At 72.3% G+C, this 3,688-nt stretch carries 5 protein-coding genes; 4 read left to right on the forward strand and 1 reads right to left on the reverse strand.

Annotated features, from left to right (window positions below; translation table 11 throughout):
- Positions 1-366 (forward strand): hypothetical protein (locus tag KBX53_RS25885; protein WP_210862133.1); only part of this gene is annotated, 366 nt, incomplete at its 5' end.
- A gap of 94 nt (positions 367-460) precedes the next feature.
- Positions 461-925, forward strand: a complete 465-nt coding sequence (locus KBX53_RS25890; RefSeq protein ID WP_030337542.1) for a hypothetical protein — start codon at positions 461-463, stop codon at positions 923-925.
- Between the two features lie 192 nt (positions 926-1,117).
- Here KBX53_RS25890 and KBX53_RS25895 read toward each other — a convergent pair whose 3' ends face one another.
- Positions 1,118-2,203 carry an N-acetyltransferase gene (locus tag KBX53_RS25895; RefSeq protein ID WP_210862135.1) on the reverse strand — a complete coding sequence of 362 codons (1,086 nt, stop codon included), beginning with the start codon at positions 2,201-2,203 and terminating at the stop codon, positions 1,118-1,120.
- 79 nt (positions 2,204-2,282) lie between these two features.
- Between KBX53_RS25895 and fdxA the strand changes: the two genes are divergently transcribed.
- Positions 2,283-2,609, forward strand: a complete 327-nt coding sequence (gene fdxA, locus KBX53_RS25900; RefSeq protein ID WP_007464872.1) for a ferredoxin — start codon at positions 2,283-2,285, stop codon at positions 2,607-2,609.
- On the forward strand, positions 2,606-3,688 hold a 1,083-nt coding region (gene dapC, locus KBX53_RS25905), incomplete at its 3' end, for a succinyldiaminopimelate transaminase (RefSeq protein ID WP_305797976.1). The genes fdxA and dapC, both read left to right, overlap by 4 nt.

Genomic DNA, 3,688 nt, shown 5'->3' on the forward strand with positions numbered 1-3,688 from the left:
CGGCTGGTCGGTGCGATCGTCGTGGCCGTCGCCGGGGTGGTGACCGGCGTGCTGGAGCTGCTGCTCGCCACGGTCCGCGTCGGCGGGCAACTGGTCGGTGTGTCGGTGCTCCTCGCCATCGGCGCCAACATCGTGTTGAGCTGGTTCGCGCACGAGGCGGTCGGCCGTCGCTGGGCGGTGGCGCTGCCGGCGGTGCCGTGGTTCGCGCTGATGGCGGTCGCCGCCATCCGGACCAGCGAGGGCGACCTGCTGCTGGCCGGCGACAACTGGGTCGGGCTGGCCATGATCGTGGCGGGCGCGATGACGTTCGCGGTGATGGGTTTCCGGCAGATTCTCGCCCCGCAGCCGCCCATGCTCGGCGGCTGACGCCGGGCTGATGACGGATCCCAGGTAAGGGTGGTAGATATTCCTGCCAGGGATGCGAACCCCACGACGGGGCGTACGGCAGGAGGGTCCGGCGATGGACAAGCGGTGGCGTGACATCGGGGTGCTCGTAGCAGCGTTGTTCGCGGTCAACGTGGTCGCCCGGCTGATCACCGAGTTCGGCTTCGACGGTGACGACACCGCCGCCGACCGGGTGTCGCTGACGATGTTCGCGGTGATCGGGTTGATCCTCGCCGTCGTCGCCTTCCGCTGGGGTCGACGCCGGCCGTTGGCGGACTGGGCGGCTGACATGGCCCTCGTGGTGCCGGTGGCGATGGTGTTGACAGTGCTGGTCGGGCCCCTGCTGGTCGGTCACAACCCGTTCGCCGGTGGCGCGGGGACGTTCTTCGCCCAGATCTGGCTCTACCTGCTCGCCACCGGCGCGGGGGTGCTGGTCGGTTACCTGGTGCTCACCGCGCTCGGCCGTGACTACCGCTCTCAGCAGCTCAAGCGGTACGCGGAGGTCAAGGCCGCCAAGCCGCGCCGGGTCGTGCGCCGCTGACCACCGGCCCAGCCCGACCCGCGCCAGCCTCGGCCCGTCCGGCGGTACGTGTGGCGGTCCGTCCCACGCCCCCAAGCTTGATCGACTCGGTTTCCGTGAAGTCGGGGTGTCCCGGGCGCCGGAATGCCGCGATTTCCGGAAAGTCGAGTCGACCACCGCCGGGACGCCGCGACTTGTTGACACTCGAGTCGATCATCTGCTCGGGGCGACCCGGGTCAGGTAGGTGTGGTGGGTGACGAACCCGAGCCGCTGGTAGAGCGCGACCGCCGCTTCGTTGCGCTGCTCGACCTGGAGAAAGGCGTGCGTTGCGCCGCCGGACGCCCCCCAGCCGGCCAGTTCGTTGATCACACGGCGAGCCAGTCCCTGTCGGCGGGCCACCGGCAGCACTTCGATCAGGCTGAGGCCCAGCCAGCGCCCCTGGCCGGTCACCGTGCCACGGCCGATCGCCACCAGGGTGCCGTCGGCGTACACGTGGGCGAAGCGGACCTGGTCCACCGCGGAGAGGACGTGCCGGGCGGCCTCCGGTAGGCCGCCCTTGCGCCCGGCGGCGATGGCCAGCCACTCGTCGCTCGGCGTGGCGGCCAGATCGACGACCGCACTGCTCCCGCCGGCTGGCGCACCGGCGGCGGCGTCGATCCGAGCGGCGGCGTCCGGTGTGCCGGAGGCGGGGTCGGCAGTATCGGTCGGTGCACCCCTGGCGTCGCCCTGGTCGGTGGCCGTGCCGCAGTGCTCGTCGGCGGAGGCCGACGCGAGCCGGGGGAGCGGCGCGGTCTGCACCAGCGTCGGTGGGCGGGTGCCCCAGCCGCGGGCGTCCAGTTCGGCGCCGACCGGGGCGGCGAGCGGCAGCGGCGTGTTGACCAACGCGGGGCGGCCCAGCTCGGCGTACCAGCGCTGCACGGCGTCGACAGCGGCGGCCAGCGGCCGGTCCGGATCGCCGATCGGCAGTGCCGAGTTGGCGCGCCCGGTCCAGCCCTCGGCCGACCGGAGCAGCCAGTCACCCAGCCGGCCCCGGGTCGGTGCCGGCCAGGCCTCGTCGGCGGCCCGCTCCAGCGCCACCACCGCGGCGGCGGTCGGCCGACGGGTCGGCGGTACGCGCTTGGCCCGGTGGACCTGCGCCACCGGAACCCGAAGCTGCCCCTGCGCGGTGGCCAGCGTGAGATGAGTCTCGCTCAGCTCGACCAGCTCGCCGAGAGCGTCGGAGAATAGCGGGCGGCCCTCGCGAATCCCCACAATCCGGCGGACCACGATTCGGTGTCCCACATCCTGCTGTCGGAGCACGATCGACCCCCTCCCCGGCGAGATACTAGGCTCTTACCGTCGCGGGAGATCGCGGCGAGTCTTGCGGAGGAGAAGACCGGTGACTTACATCATCGCCGAGCCGTGCGTAGATGTGCTCGACAAGGCATGCATCGAGGAGTGCCCGGTCGACTGCATTTACGAGGGCAACCGGATGCTCTACATCCACCCCGACGAGTGCGTCGACTGTGGTGCCTGTGAGCCCGTCTGCCCCGTGGAGGCGATCTTCTACGAGGACGACGTCCCGGAGCAGTGGAAGGACTACACCGGCGCGAACTACGAGTTCTTCGAGGACCTGGGCTCGCCCGGTGGTGCCTCGAAGATCGGCAAGGTGGAGAAGGACGCCACCTTCGTCGCCGCGCAGCCGCCGCGCGGCGAGGGCCACTGAACCGGCCCGCGCCGGTCTCGTCGCGGCTGCCCGAGTTCACCTGGGACACCCTGGACGCCGCGGCCACACTGGCCGCGGCGCATCCGGAGGGCCTGATCAACCTCTCCATGGGTACGCCGGTCGACCCGGTGCCCGAGGTGATCCGGCAGGCGCTTGCTGACGCGTCCGACGCTCCCGGTTACCCGCTGACCGCCGGCACCCCGGCGTTGCGGGCCGCCATCGCGGCGTGGGTGTCCCGGGCCTGTGGCGCTGGCGTCGACGGTCTCGGAGTGCTGCCGACCATCGGCTCGAAGGAGCTGGTGGCCTGGCTGCCCACGCTGCTCGGGATCGGCCCGGGGGACGTGGTGGTGGTGCCGTCGATCGCGTACCCCACCTACGAGGACGGTGCCCGGCTGGCCGGCGCCACCGTCGTCCGTACCGACTCGCTCACCTCGCTCGGGCCGACCCCACGGGTCCGGCTGGTCTGGGTCAACTCGCCCGGCAACCCGACCGGCCGGGTGTTGCCAGCGGCGCACCTGCGCAAGGTGGTCGACTGGGCCCGCGAGCGCGGCGCCGTCGTCGCGAGCGACGAGTGCTACCTGCCCCTGGGCTGGTCGGCCGACCCGGTTTCGGTGCTGTCTCCGCAGGTCAGCGGGGGTAGCTACGCCGGGGTGCTGGCCGTGCACTCGCTCTCCAAGCGGTCCAACCTCGCCGGCTACCGGGCCGGGTTCGTCGCCGGCGACCCGGCGCTCGTCGCCGAGCTGCTCAAGGTGCGCAAGCACGCCGGCATGATCGTGCCCGCGCCGGTGCAGGCGGCCATGGTGGCAGCGCTGGAGGACGAGCGACACGCCGAGGAGCAGCGGGAGCGTTACCGCGCCCGGCGGGAGGTGCTCACCGCGGCGTTCACCGGTGCCGGGTTCACCGTCGAGCACTCCGAGGCGGGCCTGTACCTCTGGCTGACCAGAGGTGAGGACTGCTGGCAGACGGTCGACTGGCTGGCCCGACGCGGCATCCTGGTCGCCGCCGGCGTCTTCTACGGCCCCACGGCCGGGCAGCATGTCCGCGTCGCCCTGACCGAGTCCGACGAGCACGTCGCCGCC

The sequence above is a fragment of the Micromonospora sp. M51 genome (genome assembly GCF_018070305.1).
In the GTDB taxonomy this organism is placed as follows: domain Bacteria; phylum Actinomycetota; class Actinomycetes; order Mycobacteriales; family Micromonosporaceae; genus Micromonospora; species Micromonospora parva.

Coding starts and splice junctions, on each gene's coding strand:
- KBX53_RS25890 (WP_030337542.1), top strand. CDS start 461: ATGGACAAGCGGTGGCGTGACATCGGGGTGCTCGTAGCAGCGTTGTTC.